This window comes from Gracilibacillus pellucidus, assembly GCF_033949965.1.
Lineage (GTDB): Bacteria > Bacillota > Bacilli > Bacillales > Amphibacillaceae > Gracilibacillus > Gracilibacillus pellucidus.
Genome location: NZ_JAWZSR010000004.1, coordinates 105,357 through 126,912, shown reverse-complemented (window position 1 = coordinate 126,912; position 21,556 = coordinate 105,357). Strand labels below are relative to the sequence as shown.

26 protein-coding genes and 1 pseudogene are annotated in these 21,556 nt (G+C 34.1%); 14 read left to right on the top strand and 13 right to left on the bottom strand.

Annotation, left to right across the window (positions count from 1 at the left end; translation table 11 throughout):
- Window positions 1-235: 235 nt before the first annotated feature.
- Window positions 236-1,351: pseudogene (tnpB, locus tag SH601_RS08415) on the bottom strand (IS200/IS605 family element RNA-guided endonuclease TnpB).
- 333 nt (window positions 1,352-1,684) lie between these two features.
- Between tnpB and SH601_RS08410 the strand changes: the two are divergent.
- Entirely contained in the window at window positions 1,685-2,083 is a 399-nt protein-coding gene (locus SH601_RS08410) for an SA1362 family protein (RefSeq protein ID WP_319957843.1), read from the top strand.
- Between the two features lie 18 nt (window positions 2,084-2,101).
- Here SH601_RS08410 and SH601_RS08405 read toward each other — a convergent pair whose 3' ends face one another.
- Together SH601_RS08405 and mntR are read right to left on the bottom strand one after the other, a co-directional pair.
- Window positions 2,102-2,992, bottom strand: coding sequence for a patatin-like phospholipase family protein (locus SH601_RS08405; RefSeq protein ID WP_319957842.1), 891 nt, complete (start codon window positions 2,990-2,992; stop codon window positions 2,102-2,104).
- A gap of 68 nt (window positions 2,993-3,060) precedes the next feature.
- The gene (gene mntR, locus SH601_RS08400) at window positions 3,061-3,468 is read right to left on the bottom strand and encodes a transcriptional regulator MntR (RefSeq protein WP_319957841.1); all 408 of its coding nucleotides are present in this window, start codon (window positions 3,466-3,468) and stop codon (window positions 3,061-3,063) included.
- Window positions 3,469-3,635: 167 nt separating this feature from the next.
- Between mntR and SH601_RS08395 the strand changes: the two genes are divergently transcribed.
- The 3 genes from SH601_RS08395 to SH601_RS08385 all read left to right on the top strand — a co-directional run bounded on the left by SH601_RS08395 (window position 3,636) and on the right by SH601_RS08385 (window position 6,656).
- A complete protein-coding gene (locus SH601_RS08395; protein ID WP_319957840.1) occupies window positions 3,636-4,031 on the top strand; it encodes a rhodanese-like domain-containing protein in 396 nt (131 codons plus the stop codon).
- 196 nt (window positions 4,032-4,227) lie between these two features.
- Window positions 4,228-5,880: a DEAD/DEAH box helicase gene (locus SH601_RS08390; RefSeq protein WP_319957839.1), complete on the top strand. Its 1,653-nt coding sequence runs from the start codon at window positions 4,228-4,230 to the stop codon at window positions 5,878-5,880.
- Window positions 5,877-6,656 carry a YqhG family protein gene (locus SH601_RS08385; RefSeq protein ID WP_319957838.1) on the top strand — a complete coding sequence of 260 codons (780 nt, stop codon included), beginning with the start codon at window positions 5,877-5,879 and terminating at the stop codon, window positions 6,654-6,656. Before SH601_RS08390 ends, SH601_RS08385 begins: the two co-directional genes overlap by 4 nt.
- Window positions 6,657-6,700: 44 nt before the next feature.
- Here the strand turns inward: SH601_RS08385 and SH601_RS08380 are convergent, their stop codons facing one another.
- Together SH601_RS08380 and SH601_RS08375 are read right to left on the bottom strand one after the other, a co-directional pair.
- Window positions 6,701-6,892, bottom strand: coding sequence for a YqzE family protein (locus SH601_RS08380; protein ID WP_319957837.1), 192 nt, complete (start codon window positions 6,890-6,892; stop codon window positions 6,701-6,703).
- 62 nt (window positions 6,893-6,954) lie between these two features.
- Complete coding sequence (locus tag SH601_RS08375; RefSeq protein ID WP_319957836.1) at window positions 6,955-7,449, bottom strand: shikimate kinase; 495 nt, start codon at window positions 7,447-7,449, stop codon at window positions 6,955-6,957.
- A gap of 110 nt (window positions 7,450-7,559) precedes the next feature.
- On the opposite strand from SH601_RS08375, the gene comGA reads away from it, so the two are divergent.
- From comGA to SH601_RS08335, 8 genes are all read left to right on the top strand, one after another.
- A complete protein-coding gene (gene comGA, locus SH601_RS08370) occupies window positions 7,560-8,546 on the top strand; it encodes a competence type IV pilus ATPase ComGA (protein WP_319957835.1) in 987 nt (328 codons plus the stop codon).
- Complete coding sequence (locus SH601_RS08365; RefSeq protein ID WP_319957834.1) at window positions 8,518-9,567, top strand: type II secretion system F family protein; 1,050 nt, start codon at window positions 8,518-8,520, stop codon at window positions 9,565-9,567. Before comGA ends, SH601_RS08365 begins: the two co-directional genes overlap by 29 nt.
- Window positions 9,568-9,579: 12 nt before the next feature.
- A complete protein-coding gene (gene comGC, locus SH601_RS08360; RefSeq protein ID WP_319957833.1) occupies window positions 9,580-9,891 on the top strand; it encodes a competence type IV pilus major pilin ComGC in 312 nt (103 codons plus the stop codon).
- Entirely contained in the window at window positions 9,881-10,318 is a 438-nt protein-coding gene (gene comGD, locus SH601_RS08355) for a competence type IV pilus minor pilin ComGD (RefSeq protein WP_319957832.1), read from the top strand. Before comGC ends, comGD begins: the two co-directional genes overlap by 11 nt.
- Entirely contained in the window at window positions 10,305-10,649 is a 345-nt protein-coding gene (locus SH601_RS08350; protein ID WP_319957831.1) for a hypothetical protein, read from the top strand. The genes comGD and SH601_RS08350 overlap by 14 nt, the downstream gene beginning before the upstream one ends.
- Window positions 10,600-11,052, top strand: coding sequence for a ComGF family competence protein (locus SH601_RS08345; protein WP_319957830.1), 453 nt, complete (start codon window positions 10,600-10,602; stop codon window positions 11,050-11,052). Before SH601_RS08350 ends, SH601_RS08345 begins: the two co-directional genes overlap by 50 nt.
- Entirely contained in the window at window positions 11,018-11,371 is a 354-nt protein-coding gene (locus tag SH601_RS08340; RefSeq protein WP_319957829.1) for a hypothetical protein, read from the top strand. The genes SH601_RS08345 and SH601_RS08340 overlap by 35 nt, the downstream gene beginning before the upstream one ends.
- A 265-nt stretch (window positions 11,372-11,636) precedes the next feature.
- Window positions 11,637-11,879: a DUF2626 domain-containing protein gene (locus SH601_RS08335; RefSeq protein WP_319957828.1), complete on the top strand. Its 243-nt coding sequence runs from the start codon at window positions 11,637-11,639 to the stop codon at window positions 11,877-11,879.
- Window positions 11,880-11,939: 60 nt separating this feature from the next.
- Here SH601_RS08335 and SH601_RS08330 read toward each other — a convergent pair whose 3' ends face one another.
- A complete protein-coding gene (locus SH601_RS08330; protein ID WP_319957827.1) occupies window positions 11,940-12,560 on the bottom strand; it encodes an MBL fold metallo-hydrolase in 621 nt (206 codons plus the stop codon).
- 153 nt (window positions 12,561-12,713) lie between these two features.
- On the opposite strand from SH601_RS08330, the gene SH601_RS08325 reads away from it, so the two are divergent.
- Window positions 12,714-12,893 (top strand): DUF2759 family protein, encoded by a 180-nt coding sequence (locus tag SH601_RS08325; protein ID WP_319957826.1) that lies wholly within the window; start codon window positions 12,714-12,716, stop codon window positions 12,891-12,893.
- 216 nt (window positions 12,894-13,109) lie between these two features.
- Here the strand turns inward: SH601_RS08325 and SH601_RS08320 are convergent, their stop codons facing one another.
- The 4 genes from SH601_RS08320 to SH601_RS08305 all read right to left on the bottom strand — a co-directional run bounded on the left by SH601_RS08320 (window position 13,110) and on the right by SH601_RS08305 (window position 17,821).
- Complete coding sequence (locus tag SH601_RS08320) at window positions 13,110-14,999, bottom strand: LTA synthase family protein (protein ID WP_319957825.1); 1,890 nt, start codon at window positions 14,997-14,999, stop codon at window positions 13,110-13,112.
- A gap of 140 nt (window positions 15,000-15,139) precedes the next feature.
- Entirely contained in the window at window positions 15,140-16,105 is a 966-nt protein-coding gene (locus tag SH601_RS08315; protein WP_319957824.1) for an ROK family glucokinase, read from the bottom strand.
- Between the two features lie 5 nt (window positions 16,106-16,110).
- Complete coding sequence (locus SH601_RS08310; RefSeq protein WP_319957823.1) at window positions 16,111-16,308, bottom strand: YqgQ family protein; 198 nt, start codon at window positions 16,306-16,308, stop codon at window positions 16,111-16,113.
- 55 nt (window positions 16,309-16,363) lie between these two features.
- On the bottom strand, window positions 16,364-17,821 hold the full coding sequence (locus SH601_RS08305; protein WP_319957822.1) for a spore germination protein: 1,458 nt from the start codon (window positions 17,819-17,821) through the stop codon (window positions 16,364-16,366).
- 275 nt (window positions 17,822-18,096) lie between these two features.
- Between SH601_RS08305 and SH601_RS08300 the strand changes: the two genes are divergently transcribed.
- Complete coding sequence (locus SH601_RS08300) at window positions 18,097-18,960, top strand: hypothetical protein (RefSeq protein ID WP_319957821.1); 864 nt, start codon at window positions 18,097-18,099, stop codon at window positions 18,958-18,960.
- Between the two features lie 299 nt (window positions 18,961-19,259).
- Here the strand turns inward: SH601_RS08300 and SH601_RS08295 are convergent, their stop codons facing one another.
- The 3 genes from SH601_RS08295 to SH601_RS08285 all read right to left on the bottom strand — a co-directional run bounded on the left by SH601_RS08295 (window position 19,260) and on the right by SH601_RS08285 (window position 21,307).
- On the bottom strand, window positions 19,260-20,432 hold the full coding sequence (locus tag SH601_RS08295; RefSeq protein ID WP_319957820.1) for a rhomboid family intramembrane serine protease: 1,173 nt from the start codon (window positions 20,430-20,432) through the stop codon (window positions 19,260-19,262).
- A 74-nt stretch (window positions 20,433-20,506) separates the two neighbouring features.
- A complete protein-coding gene (locus SH601_RS08290) occupies window positions 20,507-20,683 on the bottom strand; it encodes a hypothetical protein (RefSeq protein WP_319957819.1) in 177 nt (58 codons plus the stop codon).
- 57 nt (window positions 20,684-20,740) lie between these two features.
- Complete coding sequence (locus SH601_RS08285; protein ID WP_319957818.1) at window positions 20,741-21,307, bottom strand: 5-formyltetrahydrofolate cyclo-ligase; 567 nt, start codon at window positions 21,305-21,307, stop codon at window positions 20,741-20,743.
- Window positions 21,308-21,556: the final 249 nt, after the last annotated feature.

The following is a 21,556-nucleotide window of genomic DNA, read 5'->3' as shown; positions in this document are numbered from 1 at the left end:
ACCTCAAAGTTAGACTAACCAAAATTCTTTATTTCATGCTATTTGAGATTATACAATCCATTATTTCCTTTATCCTGACAATTGAATTCCCCCCACTTACCCCCCTTTCAAGTTGTTGGAAGTAGGGGATTCTTGGGAACAGAGCTTACTTGTAAACGTATGTCTCCCGTCACAGCGGTTTCTCTTTTTTTACCAAGCTATCCCCCTAGTCCCTATGGTTCTTTTCGTATCTGATCTAGGTGGAAGGGCATAGACGAAGACTTTCTGCTAAGATATTTTTACTTGCATTTACATCCGATCATGTTGGGTGTGACAAGCTGGGCACGCCCATTCTCAAGTGTCGAGTGGTTTCTTCCCGTCTTGATGTCCACAATTAGAACAAATTTGACTAGAGGGAAACCATTTATCTACTTTTACAATCGTTTTGCCATATCAATCGGCTTTGTACTGTAATTTGGTCACAAAGCTTAACATAATACGGCTAAAATATGTTTTGCTAGTTTATGATTACGCAACATACCTTTTGTGTGTAAGTCTTTGATACAGACCATATCGTAGTTTTTGATGATGGCTGTACTTAACTTGTTTAAGAAATTGTCTCGTTGATTCATTACTTTTTCGTGTAATCGAGCGACTTTTCGTTTTTGTTTCAGATAGTTTTTGGTATCCAAAAGATTGATACTATTTGCTTTAGCTATTAATGCACGTTTGGATAGTTTTCGTTGTTCACGTTTTAACTTCTTTTCCATTTTTAACCTGAACTGATGATTATCCACCTTTTGACCATTAGACAGAATCGTAAAACCTGTGATGCCTAGGTCTATGCCAATAGCTGATTCTGTTTTTTCCAATGGTTACGGTTAGAATCGAAATAAAGTACTTCCCACTAGCATTACGTCTAACAGTCACACGAAGAATACGTCCTACCACTTTTAGGCTTTTGCCAAATGTAACAAAGACAAGTTTAGGCAGCTTGATCTTATTATCTACAATCGAGATATTTCCGTTTGTATACTTAGTTGGATAGGATTGAACGTTATGTTTCTTCGATTGAAAACGAGGTTTGTCATGCTGCTTTTTGAAAAAAAACGATGATAGGCATCCGCAAGGTTTTGAAGGGAGGATTAATGCTGTCTATTTCTTTTAGCCATCTTAACTCTTTTTTTAGCCGGGGTAGTTGCGCAGAGCGAGCGTGATACGTCAGTCCTTTACCCGTTTCTTTGTAGGTATCGTTCCACTTAACTAAAAAGTGATTGAAGACAAATCGAGAACAACCGATTGTTTTGGCAATCCGTATTTCTTGTTTTTTATTTGGGTAGATACGGATTTGATAGGCTTTGTTGACGAGCACTGCTTGCACCTCATTCTGTATGGTGATACACCGATTATACCATATTTAACATGTATCATTGCTCATTTTAGGTGGAGACACATACAACATTTGTACACAAGCTAGTTTTTATTTATGGCAAGCGGACTCGAATAGTCGGACAATCGCTTTCGGACAGTTATCCAAAGGCGATTCATCTCCCTCTTACCGCCCGTCAACGCCACACGCACGCTTGAAGAGAGAGTTTTCTATCTTATTTTAGATAAAATTGTGTATAAAATCCAACAAATAACGGGTATAACTATAGTAAGAACTTTAATTCGTGTATACTTTACTTTAAAGGAGGAAGATTATATGAATCGAAGTATAGGTTCTATCGTTGTTTACGGATTAATTGGTTTGGCTGTGTTCGGTTTAGTCACTTCTTTATTTACTGACACAATCGGTTTACTAAAATCCTTATTTATAACCCTATTAATTGGGGCGGCCATTTTTGGTTTAGTGTACTTCTTCTTTTTACGCAGACGCACGCCAAATGAGTTAAGGAAGTATAGAAAAGCGGTGAAACAATCGAAACAAAAATATAAAAATCAGCAGAGTAATAATGGCACTAATTCTTCTACTGTCATTAGACATACTACTAGCGCAAAAAAAGCCGTAACACGACCATTAAAACCTACGAAAAGAGATGCTTCACATCTTCGAGTAATTGAAGGAAATAAACATAAGAAAAAGAACAGAGCATCTTTATAAGATGCTCTGTTCTTTTTCTTATGGCCACTTCTTTAGAAACTTCTTGGTACGGTGGTAACCAAAGTCAATCAACGCTTCTTTCTTTTCGAGCGATAGAGAAAAATCAATCGGGCTGATATCGTCTACTGGAAAAAACAAAATATCTTTTGCAATACTTTCTGAGACATACTTTGTATCATACGCTTTTCTCATCGTACCTAATACCGCTCTTAACATGTCTATAGAATTTCTCATTTCTTTATTATGATAGTATTCCTTCGGATCTGTTAATTGCATTCCCAATAAGGGTCGTTCTCGTTTTTTGTTGTTATGATCAAAAATCCATAGCGGAAAATTACTAAGAATCATTCCATCAACAACGAAGCTTCTTTGTCTTGTGCGAGGGTTAATTAATTTTGAAGGACGAAAGAAGTAAGGGATTGAAATACTACTTCGAACGGCTGTCGCAACAGGAAAATAATCTGGTTCAATATGATAATATTTCTTCAAATCATCCGGAAAAACAATAATTCTATTATACGTAATATCCGCTGCTACAATTTTCAAAGTAGCGGAAGGTAAATCAGCAAAAGAAGTAATCCCTTTTTCGCTGAGCTTTTGATATAACCAATTTTCAAAATTATTCCCTCGATAAAATCCCATCGTATGATATAATGTAAGCCATTTTAAGAAAGGGAACATACTACTCCACTTAGATTGGTCAAGAAAAAACTCGAGTGGTAAGTCTAAAAAAAGCTCTTTCATTTCCTTCGCTTTATAACCTGCAGCAATAAATGTAGCTAGAAGAGCACCAGCTGATGTTCCACCCACTCTTTCAAATTGCAAGTTTTTCTCCTCAAAGGCTTCCAGAGCACCGATAAAGACAAATGCTTTTACACCTCCGCCAGAAAACACACCATCAATTTTCATCTTATCACCCTATCTACCAAATATGCTCTATATATATACAATAGAATCTGTAGATAGAACGGATAAAACTAATCCTTTTTCGACTGTAATTCTTTTAATTGTTCAGCTTTATCTTCAAGAAATTGAACAACATCCCCTATTCGATCAATTGAATTCCAACTCAAGTGATGTTCAATTCCTTCTACATCAGTATAGATATTTTCCTCATCAACACCGATAATACGCAAAAATTTCTCCAATAGTTCATGGCGATAAACTAATCTTTCTCCTACTTTTTTTCCTTTTGGGGTTAAGACTAATCCTTGATATTTTTCGTAATTTAAATAATCATCTTTATCTAATTTTTGCACCATTTTTGTTACGGATGAAGGTTGGACTTGCAATGCTTCTGCAATTGCCGAAACTCTAGCATATCCCTTCGTTTCCATCAGTATATATATTTGCTCTATGTAATCTTCCATTGAAGGTGTAGGCATAAGGTATCCTCCATTACTTAAAAATATTATGTAAATAAAAGCATACAATAGAATGGCGGGTGAGACAAGACTTCTTCCTTATTCAGCATTTTTTTCTTTATTTCATGCTGTTAAATGGTATAATCCTTTTTAGAGGATTTAAAAGAAAAAACACTGGGGGATTCAAAATGACACAATGGTACATTCTGATAGGTATATTAGTAATCTTTATTCTATTTACAGTATACCGCTATTTCAAACAGAAAAAAATCTTAAAACCACTTATCGAATCAGAATTTCGAGAAGGTTACCGAAAAGCTCAATTAATCGACGTAAGGGAACCAAAAGAATATGATGCAGGCCATATTTTAGGCGCCCGAAATATTCCTTTAACACAATTAAAACAACGTCTGATCGAACTTAGAAAAGATCAACCTGTTTATTTATATGATCAAAATGGTTCACGTTCAATTCGTGCAGCACTAATCCTTAACAAAGAAGGCTATAAAGATCTGTATCAATTACAAGGCGGATTCAAAAAGTGGACAGGAAAAATTAAGAAAACAAAAAAATTAGATTATTAAAATACCTTATTAAAAGTCGAGTACTTCTACTCGACTTTTTTTACAACCTTCTCACCTTTTGCAACTGGATGAATACTTGCACGATGTTACTTTGACAACCACAAAAGTCGAGTGATGATAAATATCTATTGTATACTTCCACTATTTTTGACCACACTAACAATACATAAACTGTATCAATGTTAGGTGGCCTATCATGCAGATTCCCATTTCAAGAGATGAATCATTTTTAACTGAATTCGAGCAAGCAATCGAAAGCCCAACACATTGGGCAAATTGGCAATTATTTAAACAAGCTTATCAAGTTGCAGAGACAATGAAAGTGACTAGTTTCAAAGAACTTGTTGCTCCCAAATTTTTACCACATATAAACTTTTTGCCTCACCAACTACAATGTGCTGAAAATGTCATTCAAGACATGAATGGACGCGCTTTATTAGCTGATGAGGTCGGACTTGGAAAAACAATTGAAGCAGGGTTGATATTAAAAGAATATATGTTACGTGGATTGGTACAAAAGGTATTAATTCTAGTACCCGCATCACTCGTCAATCAGTGGGCAATCGAGCTAAATCAAAAATTACTAATTCCAGCTGTAACATCAGGCAAACGAGTAGATTGGCAACATACTAATATTCTTATCACAACACTAGATACTGCCAAATCTGCCAAACATCGAGAACAAATACTAGAACAAGATTATGATTTTGTTATCGTAGATGAAGCGCATAAATTAAAGAATCATAAAACAAAAAACTTTCAATTTGTTCAGCAACTTTCCAAAAAATACTGTTTACTATTAACTGCTACACCGGTACAAAATAAATTAACGGATATCTTTAATTTAGTCAGTCTTCTAAAGCCTGGTTATCTAGGTACGTATAATGATTTTACACAACAATATCGAAAAGAAAAACGTGATATTGACAAAGATCCCTATTTAAAACAGCTCATTAGCAAGGTTATGGTCAGAAATCGTCGTGCCGATACAGGAATAGATTGGACAAAACGGAACATCGAAACAGTTTGGGTAGCTTTTTCAGAAGAAGAATTGGCCACTTATCAGCAAGTAGAACAATTCTTTCAATATCAAACAGCTATATCGTCTATTACCTATATCAGGGAGTTTTGTAGTTCTAGAGAGGCTTGTTACCTTTCAATAAAGAAGGCTTTTGAACAAAAAGAAAATGTTGATATTCCTGCTTTAAAAGAAGTTTTAACATCAATTGAACAATTACCGCATCATGCGAAAGCATTAAAATTAGTTGAATTAATTAAAGAATCAGACGAAAAATTTATCGTTTTTACAGAGTACCGTGCTACACAGATTTATTTACAATGGTTATTAAACAAAGAGAATATCGCAACGGTCATTTATCGCGGTGGATTTAAGAAAGGAAAAAAGGATTGGATGCGTCAGCTTTTTCAAAATCATGCCCAAGTGATGATCGCAACAGAAGCAGCTGGTGAAGGGATTAACCTTCAATTTTGTCATCACTTAGTCAACTATGACTTACCATGGAATCCAATGAGGCTAGAACAGCGAATAGGAAGGATTCACCGTTTTGGCCAAGAAAATGATGTGAAAATTTATAATTTTGCTTTGAAAGACACAGTTGATGAGCATGTAATGAATTTACTCTACAAAAAAATACAGCTGTTCGAAAATGTTATTGGTGACTTAGAGCAAATACTAAGTGATTTAAACCTACCCGCTATTGAAAAAGAGGTAGAAAAAATATTCGCTGAGTCACAATCAATTGGTGAATCCAAGATTAAATTAGATAACTTAACAGCCGTTATTAATTCTCATCATCATCATAATCAAACAAAGGAGAATATACGATGATCTCCAATTTGCACGATTTTTTATATGAATACTTCTCCATACATGAATGTGATGTAATATTAGAAAATGAAACGGAAATGACGATAAGACTTACCCGTGAATTGGATCAAGTACTTATGAACCGACCATTTTACTGGCATTATATGGATAAGATCGGAAGAAATGGTGAACCAATGTCATTATTTTTAGATACAAGTACAGCAAAGAAGGATAATAAAAAAGAATGGATTCATTATGGTAGTCCCAGGCTACAACAAATCTTTCATCATATAAAGCAAAGTGCACGATTTACCATGTTATATGAACAAACAACTGGTAACGATAAAACGGCTTTACACCCTTGGTTGGTAGCAAATATTGTTGTGCATTATCACGGAAAGCAAAAAAAAGAGGCTATCCATTCCATCGGTCTACATTTAATCAATGGTATGATGAAATCAAATATGATGAATGAAATAGATAGATTACCATTAGAATCTAAAATGAGTGATTATAGCTTTACAATTTCACCTCTTATCAAGCCGTTGAGTGGATTTTATCGGATTTTTATGTATATAGAACAATTGATTTCGAGCGAATCTAAAGAATGGGTGAAAGACGCCATGACAGCCTTAAACGAAGAGTTATCCTTACTTGATCACTTCTTCAAACAACAAGAAGGTAACCAAGAGATTTTTGCAAAAGAAAAGGAACAGCTGACTGAAAGGCTAGAACCTAGAATTGATATAGAAGTAGTGAATGCGGGGATATTTTATTTAACAGAAAACTTCTCATAACAAGCAAGCTTCCCTAGTTTATTTTTCACAGGGAAGCTTGCTTATCATTGATCTTTTCTTTTTTGAACCAACAAACGAAAAGCAAAAGGTAAAACACCAAACCATTTATTCGAATAGACAATTGGCGCTTCTTCATTTTTCCTTGCTTCTCTTTGTTTTTGGCGCTCAGCTTTAGGAGTATCCATATACTTCACGATTCGTTGTGTCATGTATTTCACATAATCATTATTGGCCACTAATCTCACACCTTTATTGTTTTAGTGTCATTTTTACCAATAACTATATTTTTATACATCAACTACTTGAGTAAAGATACAATTTCAGCAGCTATCTCTTCTACATCTTTTCCATCCGTATGTATAATATAATCTGCTACTTCTTCATATTTCGGTAAGCGCTCTTCTAAGAGTTTTTGTTTATCTCTTGCTTGATTATTCCAAATGGGACGAGACTTATCATTTATGAGACGACGCTCTGTTTCTTCCCATGATGTATGAAGGAAAAATACTGTACCATTTTGTCGTAACCATGCACGATTTACTTCTTTTTCGATAATACCTCCCCCCGTAGCAACAATGGTATTTACTTTGCTCGTTTGTTTTAATATATTTGTTTCGTATTCTCTAAACGTCTCTTCTCCATTGATTTGAAAAATTGTCGGAATGTCTTGCTTATAATAAGCCTCAATCATTTGATCAGTATCTTCCACAGGCAACCCTAAAAGGGATTCCAATCTAAGGGCAATACTTGTCTTTCCACTTCCCATAAAACCAACTAAGTAAATACTATTCATACAAAATCCTCCAAATTTATTTTAAGAAAATACATTATCATGCAGGAATCAAACGGTTAATGTCGAATATAGTAATTGTACCATGATCAAAAACGGAGGTGAACGATTATTTGAACCAAGTCTCATCCTTGTCTAATAACCTTTTGCAAGCTGCAATTGATGCAAATGCATCAGATTTACACTTCATCCCCCATTCACAAGATATCCAACTATTCTTCCGAAGTAATGGTAAGCGAACATTACATACTACTCTTTCAAAAAAACAATATATGATGATGCTTGCTTATTATAAATTTACGGGAAAGATGGATATCGGTGAAAACAGAATACCACAACAAGGTTCTATTCATTACCAATACCATGATCTAAACTATTCTTTACGTCTTTCCACCTTACCTGCCAACAACCTTGAAAGTCTGGCAATTCGCATCTTACCTCAACAAAATATCCATTCTTTACATCAGTTATGCTTATTTCCAGAACAACTTCAAACTCTCAAAAGTTGGTTGCAATACCAGTCAGGTCTCTTATTGCTCACTGGCGCGACAGGATCCGGTAAAACCACTACTCTATATGCATTACTTAAAGCATTTACAGAAACAAATCATTATCAAATTATCACCTTAGAGGACCCAATTGAAAAACCAATTAAAAATGTACTACAAGTTCAGATTAATGAAAAAGCAGGTATGACCTATGACCTCGGTTTAAAAGCAGCCTTAAGACATGATCCAGATATTATTATGGTTGGAGAAATGAGAGATCAACAAACTGCACAATTCGCCATACGTGCTGCTAACACGGGGCACATAGTATTATCAACATTACACGCTAATAACGCCCAAGGAACAATCCAACGGTTGCTTGAAATGGGGATTAAATCAATTGACATAGAACACAGCTTACGAGCAGTTGCATCTATACAACTATTATCCCTTCATTTACAGAAACAAAGACATCATCGAGCAGCAATTTTTGAATTTTTAAACGAACAACAAATACACCAAATACTGAAAAATAAAACATTTACTAATGCAATTCGTTTTAAGCAATTAAGGAGAAAAGCGTATGCCTATGGATTTAGTAAAGATTTATAATGCAAAAAAACGGCTTTCCATGAATGATCAATACCAAATACTATATCAGTTTCAGCAACTGTTCCTTTATGGTTATAGCTTAAACGACGCATTAGATGTACTCATGTGGAAAAAGCAATATAAACCCATAGTTCACACCATGAAAACATCATTACAACGTGGTCAAACCTTCATAGAAACCCTAGAGACGGTGAAATTCAATAGAGAAATTACTAGCTTTTTATCAGTCGCTATGCAACAAGGTAATTTAGCAGAAGGGTTACAGCATTGTTGTCAAATGTTGCGACAACGAAAAAACTTTTTAGCTAAACTGAATACTTTGTCACGTTATCCACTATTTCTTTTCCTATTTTTCTTAGTAATTTTATATTTCATGAAGCACTCCATCTTCCCTGCTTTTTCTCAGTTATTAGGAACAAATAAGAATATTAATACCGTTTTTCAATATGCCGACATAGCTATCAACTTTATTTATTATGGGACCATTACTAGCCTATTCAGTATTTTTCTCAGTTTCTTTATTAGTATTATCATGAAACAGCAACTTTCTATAACAACGAAAGTTTGGTTTATTTCCAAAATTCCGTTGTATAGAACGTATAAGGAATTACAGAACACTTACCTGTTAGTGACTCATACAGCAAGTTTATTAGCTAGCGGGCTTACGATTAAAGAAAGTTTCGACGTAATAAAAACAGAACAAGCGTCTGGTTTTACCCATTATTATGCAACAACAATTAGCGAGCATTTAGCCAAAGGTTATGACTATGCCACTATTTTACCCCAATGTCCACTATTACGAGATGAATTAACACAAATAATGTCGAAAGACCGTAACCAGGAACAACTTCAAAAAGAACTAACAATTTATGCCGATTATTTACTTGGAACAATTGAAAGCTTTTTAAAGAAATGGATAGGTCTATTACAACCAATATTACTTAGTGTCTTAGCGCTATTTATTGTATTTGTCTATTTAGCTTTAATGTTACCGATGTTTGATTATATGAATTCTTTGTAGAGGAGAAAAATAATGAAAAATAATAAAGGATTTACACTAATTGAAATGTTAATAGTGCTAGCTGTAATCAGTATTTTACTACTTCTCTTTATTCCTAATTTAGCAAATAAAAGCAAAAATCTTAATGAACAAGGATGTGATGCTCTTATGCAATTAGTGGAGAATCAATTAATTTCTTATGAACTGGATGAGGGACAAAAACCTGATACGCTAGACGAATTAGAAGAAAATGACTATGTAGAAAGCTTAACTTGTAACGGTGGTAATACAAAAATTGTTTATAATCCTGCGAAGAATGGACTGGAACAAAAAAATGTTCAATAATAAAAAAGGCTTCACCTTTATCGAATTACTAATTCTCTTCACAATAAGTACAATCATCCTTACTCTTTTTGGAACGATTGCTGTACGCACCCACGACACTATACAGTACAAGCAGTTCACTAAGCAATTCCATCAGGACCTTCTCTATTTACAGCAATTAGCTATTTCAGAACGAGAGCATTATTTTTTACAATTTGAAAGGAGCAAGAACCGTTATCATATTCGTCGCGGTGGCAACGGTATTAGTGTTTTAATGCGTGTTTATCCTGAAGAATGGAACGTTCACCCCCATACACTGAAGATGCCAATCGAATTTTCACAAAAAGGGAATATAAAACGGCCTGGAACAATGAGAATACAAACAAAGTTCCATTCTTTTTTCATAACTTGTCCTTTCGGCAAAGGCAGATGCTATGATTCAGCGTAAACACCAACTTGGATTTTACATGTTAGAAACATTACTATCCATTATGCTTTTCTTCAGTTCTTGTTTAACATTGTTACCTATTCAACAACAATTATTAATAGAGAAAAAAATAATTAATGATGAGGAGAAAGCTATCTATTTCTTATCTCAACAAATGCATGAAGTATTATTAGGTAACATCGCACAAGAAACGCTGGAATACGATAATATTATTAGTACGACACTCACACTAACTATTACCTACCAAGATTCCTTAATAGAAGGATGTGTAACTTGGAATAATGCCAAAGAAAAACAAACAAAAAAATGTCATTATGCGTTGCAAGAATGAGCAAGGTTACTTATTAGTAGAGGCTTTGTTATCTCTATTATTTTTAATTATGCTTATCACATGGTTCAGCCAAATCCTATCCCTATGGCTGCATCATGATAAAGAAGAATTGCCGATGTTTTATCATTTTCATCATATAGTTGAGTTAGAAGCGCAAACAGCAACGTCTATTTATGTTGAAGACAATCAATTACACTTTATCCAAACAAATGATGATCATGTCGTAATCTCTTTTCATAATAATAAAATACGAAGACAAGTAAATGGTTCTGGTCATGAGGAAATACTAAGGCAAATTACTGATTTTAACTTAAGCAACCAGGAAAAAGATATCGTTATACAACTGGTGACTATTGGTGGTGAACAAATTGAAAAAAAAATGTCTAAAATCACTCCAAAATGAAAATGGACATATTTTTCCTTTGACTAGTTTGGGTATTTTATTACTGTTACTATTCACATTTCATCAAATACAACAGATTTATATGCAAAAACAAGTCCAACAGCTTAATGAAGAACAATTTAAGCTGGAAATGCTATATCAAAAAGCTTATAGGTCGATTCTAATAGAGGATAGCCCTCCTCCTTACCAGTACACATTTCCTGATGGAACAATTGATATTTCCCTTTCAAGTGAGGAGAACAATAAAATGGTATATAGAATCCAGCTGGAAACTAATACAGGAGGTTTTAGACAAATTTTTGTTGATATTCCTTCATAATGGTATAGAGCAATCTATTCTTGAACATAATATTGTAAGGTTCCTACTGACTGATAACGATACTTAACAGGAAGTTAGCAGCCGTTGATCCCACATTTTACTTCCCTGTTATAGATCAAATCTCGAGTGGAGATTTGGGTTACTTTTGCAGCGTGATAAAAATAACAAGAATTTCTGCCTTACATTTTTTTAGAATAATTTACATTTTATCTATACTCGTATATAATATGGGTGATATCAAGTGTCTAGTAAAGGAGGAGGAACAATGGATCGCGTTTTCCGTATGCTTGCTTTTTGGACTGGAATCTTTACTGTTATGTTTTATGTTGGACATATGGAGACAATGGCATTTCTATTCCTTGCGCAAACTATCTTTTTCCTTGGTGTCGGATATTTGAAGCTCTCTGAAAGAATGTATATTTATTTATTTGCAACGTACTGTACAGTCTTCTTTGTTGGATTCACTTTTTACACAAACTTCATTCTTCAACCAGGCTTCGGACACTAAAATGGAAACGCTCTGATTTGTAATCAATCAGAGCGTTTTTATTTACTTAGCTCTTTTTTACTATCTTACAAATGGATTGTTTTCTTTTTCATACTTAATCGTTGTTTCCGGTCCATGTCCAGGATATACAGTATAGTGTTTAGGCAATGAATAAAATTGCTTTTTAATACTCTGTTGTAATTGTTGACTGTCCCCTCCTGGTAAATCCGTTCGACCAATACCTCCAGCAAATAAACTGTCTCCTCCTACAACAAATTGACCTTGATGGAAAATAAATGCAACCCCTCCTGGTGAATGGCCAGGTGTATGTCTAATTTCTAACGTCACATTGCCTATTTGCATTTCACCATTTCTTAAGAAGTGTTCTGCTTTTCTTGCTTTCACTTGTCCCAGTCCGAATAAACTAGAACCATTTAAACTTGGATCGCCTAACCAGTCTGCTTCTAATTCGTGTAAATAAACAGATATATCATAATAATTTCTAATGTCTTCTAAAGCTCCAATATGGTCAAAGTGTGCATGTGTTAACAAAATGGCAGTAGGTGTGACATTAAGATCATTTATTTTCGTTAGGATCTTATCACTTTCACCTGCTGGGTCAATGATAATAGCTTCCTTACCTCTTGATAGTATATAACAATTTGTAGACAGTTTCCCTAAACTCATTCGCTCTATTCTCATAATATTTATAACTCCTTTAATTTATTGTTATGGTTTTCATAGACAAATAGCAGATTTTGCTATAAAATAAAAATGAATTCACTTACATATACATATTATAAACAAAATGACGAATAATGAAAAACGAATAAGCTATTTGCAAGGAGGATGACAATGGAATTAGGATTTATTATTCTAGTGGTAGCCATACTATGTGTAATTGCAGTTGTACGAGAATTAAAAGCGCAAAACATGTTTGGAGTAGCCTTCGCTGCTATCTCTGCATTAGTGTTTGGATTCTTCTCTGTCGCTACTCTATATTGGGAGCTTATTCACCCACTATTCCAAAGTTAAAAAACGCCTAATCAGGCGTTTTTTATTTATCACGTGTAAACGTCTGTAAACCCCCCACTTCAAGGTTCAAGTGAAAATGAGGAAGCTAAGTGGGGGGAAACGGACGCAGTTTCGCTAACAATCAGCGGGAGTCAAAAACTCCTACTGATTGAAGTCTCGCTTTATATGTTTTGACGTACACAAATAAAGATGAGTGCACAGTGCACTCATCTTTATTTATTTCTTATCGAAGTCATAGAAACGGAATAAGTCTCCAAAAATAATCTGATCAGAGTAATTCAATTCGTTTTCCACTTTTTCAATATACGGCTTACAAGCAGCTGCTTCGTCTTCATCATCTGTTGCTGTATTAATAAGGCCTAATAGTTCACCTGTTTCACGGTCATAACATTGATCCTTCGTATATACGTAATCATCTGTTATGAAGCTACCATCTCTCAATGCAACATAGTCTTTTCGCTCATCATCAAATAAGTCAGTACCAAATGATAAATCTGTATCACTATCGATTCCTAATAGATTTAAAATTGTCGGTTTCACATCTACTTGTCCAGCAATCTTGGAAATTACTTTTCCTTCTTGACCTGGAATATGGACGATAAATGGCACTCGCTGCAATTGAACATGCAAGTAATCTGTATATTCATCCTCATCTAAATACATTTTCATCGCTTTCTTATGAAAATCACTGATACCATAATGATCCCCCATTAAGATAATAATGGAATCATCATAAATACCTGTTTCTTTCAAGTAATCGAAGAAATCTTCCACAGCTTCATCCATGTATCTAACTGTTTGGAAATATTTGTTTAACGTATTTGAATTAGAATCATATTGATCAATTGTTGCATCTTCTTCATCTAAATCAAACGGATAATGATTCGTTAATGTAATAAATTTCGCATAGTATGGCTGTGGCATCTCTTCTAAATATGGTATTGATTGTTCAAAGAAATCTTTATCTTTCAGACCCCAACCTACAGAATTTTCATCTGTAACATCATAAGCTGTATCATCATAGAAATGGTCATATCCGATGTTGTCATACATAACATCACGGTTCCAGAAACTCTTATTATTAGGATGTAACACGGATGTATAATAATCATTCTCTCCTAAAATCTCTGGTAAAGAGTGAAAATCATTTTGTGCGTGTGTAAAGTAAACTGCCCCACGTGGTGAAGGGTACAGAGAGTTTTCTATAATAAATTCAGAGTCGGATGTTTTTCCTTGTTCTGTTTGATGATAGAAATTCTCAAAATAATAGCTTTCATCAATCAAGCTATTTAAGAATGGTGTTACTTCTTCTCCATTCATCGTATTATCTATGACAAAACTTTGTAAAGATTCTAGCGAAACAAAAATAACATTTTTTCCTTCCGCAATTCCATGGAATTCTTCACTTCCTTTTGTCGTAGTCTCCTCTTTCATATAATCAGCAATCTCTGCAAGTTCATTTCCATCAGCAAGCACTCTTTGTGCTTTTGATTTAGAATGTAAGACCGCATCATAAATGTGATAATAGAAGAGTCCTATATTTTTTACTAAGTACTCTCTATCGAAAGTACGTTGTAATAACTGAGGGCGTTCTGCCTCTGCTAATGCGTAATTACCAACTAAAAGTGCAAGTGATAATGCAAAAGCGATTCGCTTATAGCGTTTTGTGAATGATGTTGTAAGTTGTTCACCATATTTCTTCGCTAAAATCCATACAATGATAACATCAAGGAATAATGCAATATCCCAATACTTAATCAAACCTAGTACACTACTACCTAAGTCTGCAGCATTACTACCTTGGAAAAGTAATGGTATCGTAATAAAGTCAGTAAAATTACGATAAAACACAATATTGAAGTAAACAATCAATGAACCTATTAACATACTATATTTGATATATTTGATTTGTCTTCTTTGTTTAAAGAAAATACTTAGTACAAAGAAGAAATATGCAGTTACAAATGGGTTGATAAACAGAATAAATTCCTGCATACCGTTTTCCAATGAAATATTAAATAAGAATCGATATACGATGTACGTTTTCAATCCAAATAGTAATGCTGCAATAATATACAAAGGCATTTGCAGCTTCTTTTTAAACATCTATTAAATCCTCCTCAAAATGAAACAACCTTTTTCTTTTTTTATAATTTCTATCTCTTTATTATAGACGATACAGTTCACACAAAAGTTTCATAAATCTTAAAAAAAGTTACATTTGATTTACAAAATGTTATTATACACTATTTTTTAAGATTTTGTAATACTAAATATGCGCCTCCATAAACTCCCGCATCATTACCTAATTCAGCTAGAGCAAATTCACATACTTCATGTGTCCGTGGTAACGCATATTTCTTAAATGCATGTTGGATAGGTTCTAGTAGTGATCTTCCAGCTTTTGAAACCCCTCCACCAATAACAATCTTGGATGGATTTAATGTGACAGCAATATTAGAAAGTGCAAATCCTAACACATCAAATACATGATTCAATATTTGATGAGAAGCTTCATCCCCTTCCGCTGCCAGATCGAAAACATCTTTCGTTGAGACAGAACCATTTGCGTCTTTTCGTTCTTTTAATGCGGCAGCTCTACCTGCTACAATATATTCCTCTGCTTGACGAACAATCCCTGTTGCTGAAGTTACCGTCTCTAGACAACCATTTCTTCCACAATTACATGGTGCACCTTCTTTTTCTACTGTAATATGTCCAATTTCTGCACCTGTACCATTTGCACCAGTAACAATTTTTCCATTAGCAATAATACCACCGCCAACACCAGTTCCTAATGTTACAGCAAGCATATTATCTACTTGTCTACCTGACCCTTTCCAATTTTCTCCTAAAGCCGCAATATTTGCATCATTATCCACATAAACTGGTAAACCTGATAATTGTTCCAAACTTTCTTTTAGATGAAAATCTTTCCAACCGATATTAACCGCAATAGCAATCATCCCTGTTTCTGGATCAATAAAACCAGGTGCACCAACACCAATCCCTAAACAACGTTCTGTTTTTATTTGTAATTCATTTAGTTTATCTTCAACAGATAACCAGATGTCTTTAGGAATACTTTCCCCTTTATTTGCCTTGTTCGTTTGAATTTCCCATTTAGTAATCATTTCACCTGTTCTAGAAATAAGCGCATGCTTTACCGTTGTTCCACCAATATCAATGCCAATTAGTAAATCCTTCTCCATTTCCCTCACCCTTTAACTAATTTTTCTTTTTCTCTTGTAATGATTAACTTTGCTTGAATGAATTGATCTTGTGTGATCAAATTCACTTGATAAAGCTCATTCATTTCCTCTTCCATTAGTTCAAGATCGGCTAGAGGATCACCTATATAGATGATCGTCCCAAATTTTAATAAAAATTTTCTTAATTCATAGAGATTTTTCACGATTTATCACCTAGGATATTATACCAAATAGCGTACTAAAAAGGAATAATTAATATTATTGTCGATCTGGGTCTTGTGGATTTAAAAAAGACGGACGGTTGTCATTCTTGGGAACGGGTTTTCGAACAAGTACATTAACAAAAGCTTTTAAATCAAACGGTATAAAAGGCCAAAAATAGCCAATATAAAATGTTTTTAGATGTGTTAAATATAAAATAAAACATGTTACTCCTATGACAAAACCTTTTAGCCCGAACAATGCCGTCACTAATAATAACATAATTCTCATTACTCGATTCGCAAGACTAAGTTCATAACTCGGTGTTGCGAAAGTTCCCATTACAACTGCAGCTAGATACAACACTACTTCATTTGAAAACCATCCTACTTCCACAGCCACCTGTCCGATAATAATTGCGGAGACTAACCCTAATGCTGTTGCAAGTGCAGAGGGTGTATGGATAGCAGCCATCCGCAAGACATCGATGCCGATTTCTGCTAATAAGAATTGAACAATAAGTGGTATCAGACCTACTTCACGGGGACCGATAAAAGACAATTCTTCAGGTAATAAACCTAACTCTGTTGATAGTAAATAATAAAGGGGTAATAAAAAAAGGGAAGCAAACACTGCTATAAAACGAACAGTCCGTAAATAAACACCAACAAATGGCTTTTGCCGATATTCTTCAGCATGTTGTAGATGGTGCCAAAAGGTTGCTGGTGTTATCATGACACTTGGTGACCCATCAATCATAACGAGAATATGACCCTCGAACAAATGCTCAGAAGCTGTATCAGGACGTTCTGTATATCTAATCGTCGGATACGGGTTCCATGTTTTTCCACTCAGATACTCTTCAATCGTCTTCTCTGCCATCGGTAGACCATCTATATCAATTTCCTCTAAATGCTTTCTTAATATTTCTACCCGTTTCCTATCTACTATATCTTCTAAATAGCAGAGACAAACATCTGTCTTGGATCTCCTGCCAATTGACATATATTCCATTCTTAATGACTTATCTCTAACCTTACGTCTCGTAAGTGCCGTATTGAATACAATGGTTTCAACATAACCATCTCTAGCTCCTCTTACAACTCTTTCTAAATCCGGTTCTTCTGGGCCTCTTACCGGATATGTCCTTGCATCGATCATAATAATATGATCTAATCCTTCTACAACTAATGCCGTTGGACCTGACAATACTTGCTCTGCAGCCTTATGTATATCTTTTTCCACATCAACTTCAACATATGGAATATCATGCTTAATTAATTTTTCTAACGGATTGTTCCCTAAGTCACCTTCTTTCAATTCCGCTAAAAATTGCATAATACGATGCAACATTTCATCTTTTACTAAACCATCAATCAAAAATAATGCCATCTTTTTTCCCGCATACTCTACATCTAAATGAATCAAATCAAAACTTTTATCTACTTCCAAGTAATCATGAATATATTGGACATCTTGTTCATAGTTATGAGACAAATGCTTTTCTTCTTGCATATACACATCCTCTTTTCTTAAACAAATAGTAGCCTTATTTTATGCTAAATAGAGGAAATCATACGAATAAGATGAAACATCAACCTACACAGATGGTTGTGCGCGATAAAGTGAGACTTCAATCAGTGGGAGTTTGTGACTCCTACTGATTGTTAGCGAAACTTATCAGGGAGGAGCGTCCGTTTATCCCTCACTTATCTTCCTCGTTTTACTTGAAACTTGAAGTGGGGATTTGACGGACGTTTGCACCGTGATAAATTAAAATGAGGGATGATATGATTAAATCTAGAAAAATTCAAATTGTTACTTGTTTATTAATGATGGTTGTTTTACTACTTTTAGTTTTAACAAAAAAAACTACAGAAGAAGCAATTACGTATTTCCCACCAGATTCGTCTATTACTTTTGCAGAAGCAAATACAGATATAGAACTTTTCGATATGGATAACAACAAATATTTCGTGAACTGGATAGCCAATAGTAGCCTTGAAGAAGAAATATTTTTAAGACAGGATGTATCTCTCATCTATATGGATGGTTATTTAAAAGGGATAAAAGGTTTATGGAAAGAATCAGCAAAAGAAATTATATTAGACGCTAGCTTTGAAGAAGACGAAAGTCATTTTTATCAAGCTATCAGTTTTCATCATGGTGAAAATCATTACGAAAATGATGACATTAGAAGTATTCAACAAATGTCTACGGACAACTTATATATAATGAATTCTCCTCAAAAAGGGTTCCTATCTTTTGAACAGCCTAGTTCACCAACACAGCTGAAATGGAAGGAAAAACACGATGCATTAATGGAACAACAAAAGCAACTAGTATGGAATGATTGGATCAATGACGCTAATATCGAGGTAGAACGGTATGAAATGTATCCACTTATTGATATCATTCAGTTTCAAGACAAACCACTTAACGACTTAACTCAAGAAGAAACAAATCGGATCATCGGACAACTGTGGGAAGGATTATATAGAAATTACATTATACCAATAGCAGATGGATTAATTACAGACAAGCAATTCATGCCACTAATATTAATAGACAAACAAAACGATCATCTAATTGTATTGTTTAACGAGGACAATAATAAAGTTAAAATACTTAGTCAGCAATTATCTATTGATTAGACTGGTATGATGAAAAAGAGGAGTGGTCATTAAAATGGTACCTGTAGTAGATAAAACACTTATTTTTAGTCGTCTAACTACAGGTACCATTTTAAACGTTCAAATCTTGCTAGTTTTCCTATTTTCTTTGTTCCGTTATCAATCTATTACTTTTGATTTTCTCCACTTAATTTCGCTAAAACCTCTAAACATGGCAATGTTTTATCTACTATAGTTGGTATTTCACTATATTATTGCTCTTGAACAAGGTGTTGTAATCTGTTCAATTGCAATGCTCTGTCATAATATACTTGTTCATTTTATACCCCATACGTTAGTATCCCAACAATGTAAAACAGATAAACTACGATTGCCATTAGCTGTTGCATAAAGACTTTAGTGTTAGGTAACATAACAATTCCTGAAGCGATAAATCCTCCAATTAATCCACCAATATGTGCTCCATTGTCAATTTGCTCTACACTAAAACCAAACACGACATTAATTGCTACCATTACTAGAACATTCATCCCCATTGTTCGGAAGAAGATTCTTGGATTTTTTAAACCAAAAAACAAAAGTGCACCAAAAAGACCAAATATTGCTCCAGATGCACCAGCAGCAATACTTGGATTCCACGCAAAACTTGTTACTCCTCCAGCAATACCAGCTAAAAAATAAATAATAATAAAGCGTGTACTTCCATAGATTCTTTCTACCAATGTGCCAATAAAATAAATAGCTAGCATATTTAGTGCTAAGTGAATAATACCTATATGCAAAAACATCGAAGTAATGATTCGCCACCACTCACCATCTATTATAGCGACATTATATTTTGCGCCAAATTTAACCAAAGTCTCGATGTTGGTTGAACCACCGCTTAACTCCAACAAGAAAAATATAATGATATTGATACCAATTAAAAGATAAGACAGCCGAGGTTTACCATGACTAAATACAGACTGCATTTCCTTCTGTTTATTATGATATATCTGCTGGATTCGCCTCTTAAATAAAGACGTGTTGTACTCTATTTGAAATACATCTGTTATAGGCTCCCAATCTAATGAAAGTTCTAGTTTGACCTTCTGAACAAAACGAGGAAATTCATCATCAGTATGCTCCGTTATCATATAAACATAAGAATGATCAATTTTTTTGACATTAGATTTTCTAGATTGTAGAGCATCCCAATCATCAACAGGTTCATCATTTACAATAAAAACATGATGAAAGGCTATTCTTTGTTGGAAAAATGGTAACTGAATATTATCTGCAACTCTTTTTTCAAGTTGATCTACATCTCTATCCAGATCGCGTTTCCAATCATACGATGTTAAGGATACTCTTACAATATCGGTTACTCTTTTGTTCGTTCTCCATAGTAAATATTCTGTTTGATTTGAAGATGTTGTTAGTAGTTCAAATTTTTCTTTTTCCATTAAATGAAGGACCAGTTTATTCTGGATAAATTGATTTTTAATAAACATCTTGACACCTACCTTATTACTATTCTTATCATATCATGTTTCCTAATAATTAGAATAACAATAAGGAAAGATGTTTATTTAAATAGTGAACCAATCATTTTGCGCCTGACAAACGGAATACTCATCGTCATTCTAACGGCATATTTTCTTAGCAATGGAACAGTAGTAATGATCTTCATTAGATTGTTACGAAATAAGTAAATAATCGTGGTTATTGCTGTTAAAAAGAAAAATACTTTTGATATTTTCATTCATCATTACTCCTCATAAAAAGTTGTTATCAACAGTTTTTTCTTTTCCTCTCATAATTATGTATGTTTGCAGTAAACTTTTCCGAAATTAGTTAATAATATATCAACAGATTGATCATGTTCTTCTATTAGCATGTTTTTCATAAGTTGAAAGTTAGCTACTAATGATACAGTAACTCCTGTATACCCTTTCAAAAAACGATCATAAAAACCTCCACCAAAGCCAATCCGGAATCCTTGCTTGTTAAATACTATCCCTGGCACTATAAGCAGATCGATCCCGTCTTCTGAAATATAAGTACTGCTCGCTTCAATAGGCTCTAAAATATCTTTCCATACCTTTTCTAACTGATCATCTTCACTATACAGATAAAACTTCATCGTATGATCAATTGGATTACTTTTCGGAATCGCTACTTTTTTCCCTTCTTGCCAAGCATGATAAATAATTTGTTCTGTGTTCCATTCCACTCCCTTGGCTATTGTAGTCGCTATAACATTAGCTTCTTTCCATTCAGCTAAATCAAACAATCTTTGTTGCAGTTTTTCTTCCAACTGTTCTCTATTTTCAAGCTCCTGCCAATGAGATATGACTTCATTTCTCTGTGTTGTTTTTTTATTCATTCTAGCCTCTCTCCTTTCATATCGGTGTATACACACGGTAACTTTCCTGTAAGTTTCGCTAATAAACAGTGAAAATCTAAATCGCTCTTTGATTGAAGGCTCACTTATATCACCTACAATATAAAGTAACAGAATGTTTACAAATGAATAACTTAAAAAGAAATATCGTATAGATAGAATCAAATAAGCATAATGAACAACATCTGCCCTATATCAATAAAATGTACAGAAAAGCTCTTACCACTATAA